The sequence below is a fragment of the Haloparvum sedimenti genome (genome assembly GCF_001462205.1).
Classification (GTDB): domain Archaea; phylum Halobacteriota; class Halobacteria; order Halobacteriales; family Haloferacaceae; genus Haloparvum; species Haloparvum sedimenti.
Genome location: NZ_LKIR01000120.1, coordinates 1 through 1,319, shown reverse-complemented (window position 1 = coordinate 1,319; position 1,319 = coordinate 1). Strand labels below are relative to the sequence as shown.

The 1,319-nt window shown below is 61.0% G+C and carries 3 protein-coding genes; 1 reads left to right on the top strand and 2 read right to left on the bottom strand.

Features of this window, described 5'->3' with window-relative positions:
• A partial coding sequence (locus AN233_RS07275; RefSeq protein WP_058366137.1) for an ArdC-like ssDNA-binding domain-containing protein occupies positions 1 to 669 on the bottom strand: 669 nt, incomplete at its 3' end.
• Between the two features lie 155 nt (positions 670 to 824).
• Here AN233_RS07275 and AN233_RS17255 point away from each other — a divergent pair.
• Positions 825 to 980, top strand: coding sequence for a hypothetical protein (locus tag AN233_RS17255; protein WP_176329434.1), 156 nt, complete (start codon positions 825 to 827; stop codon positions 978 to 980).
• 92 nt (positions 981 to 1,072) lie between these two features.
• Here the strand turns inward: AN233_RS17255 and AN233_RS07270 are convergent.
• On the bottom strand, positions 1,073 to 1,319 hold a 247-nt coding region (locus AN233_RS07270; protein ID WP_058366136.1), incomplete at its 5' end, for a hypothetical protein.

Genomic DNA, 1,319 nt, shown 5'->3' with positions numbered 1-1,319 from the left:
GGCCTGATTCGCTCTATCTTTCGCTTCGACGACGGGTTGGCATTCGTGGAGGTTCCGGTGTTTGCAGACGCCTTTTGCGTCGCCATGCTCCCACTCAGCAGCGTTGACGACACGGACGTCTATATCGAGCGTAGTTGCTGCATCGAGGAGTGCTGGCACCAGGTCGTCGGCGTCTCCAGCTGCCTCGGTTTCCAGCTCGGGGAGCGGTTCGCCCTCGGTTTGAGACACATCGAAGACGGCAGTTGGTTTGAATCCAACCAGTCCTTTAGACCACTCCTCGGGCGGTGTCTCGTCGTAGTCACAGTCGCTTTGCTCGTGGTAGCTCGGTGAGTTCTCGCACTCGGGGCACTGCTTCGTAATAATGGGTGCCCAGATCCAGATCGCCTGTTCGCCTTCCTGGACGTACCGGTCGAACTCGTTCCGCCAGGTGTTGTAGCCCGCGACCTTCGTCGCCTCGGGGCACTGCAGCTTGATGAGCAGCGTGTTGCGATGGGAGTAGTCGTGGAAGCGACTCTGGACGTTGAGCCACTCCTGAAATTCCTCGCTGGCCTGGGCCTCGTCAACGTCGTCGACGAGCTCGTCGATCCAGGCTTCGATGGTACTGTGCATCTCGTCGTGTCGCGTGTCGGTCTCTTCGAACGAGACCGACGGCTCACTGGCTGTAACCATTGTATTCACCGAATCGAGTTCACGGCGAGTGCGTCAGTTCAGACGCGCCGCACCCCTCGGGGGCGCACAACAAACAACGGCGCTGCTGAGAGGGGTATATCGAGGTCGCTGTCGGAGGCTGGGATTAACAACGGTGCGAAGGTACCGTCGAGAGTATGGGGCTCGTCGACGTGCTTCGCGGGGTCATCCGAACCAGCACGGCCGATACGGCCACGCTGTATGAGTGCCGCCACTGTGGCACGACCCTCTCGGTCGACGCCGAGACGTGTCCGACCTGTGGTGGCGAGGACGTCGCCTGCTACCGATTCTAAGTAGGTCTTGCTCGGACCGCTACACTCGTTGCCGGCACAGCTTGAGTGATCGTGTTCGTTCGGCCCCCCTCGGTGTGAATGGGGAAATCTGGTTATCGGAGCGCTGCTTTCTCGTCAGCGAAGCCGACCGCAACGAGATACGCGAGGAACGCGTCGAACCGCTCGACGTCGCTGGGTGTGTCCGTCGCGAGGTGTCGCACCCACTCAATGGCCCACTGGAACGCGGGGTCTGTTCCGCCTTTGCCGTGGATATACCACCACCGAGCTGCTTTCAGGACGACGAGCGGATTCGTTGGTGGCTGCTCACCGGCGAGGCCACGCGTGATCGACTCGATCTCC

Excerpts from the sequence above, each read along its gene's own strand:
- AN233_RS17255 (WP_176329434.1), top strand. The coding sequence starts at position 825 with ATGGGGCTCGTCGACGTGCTTCGCGGGGTCATCCGAACCAGCACGGCC.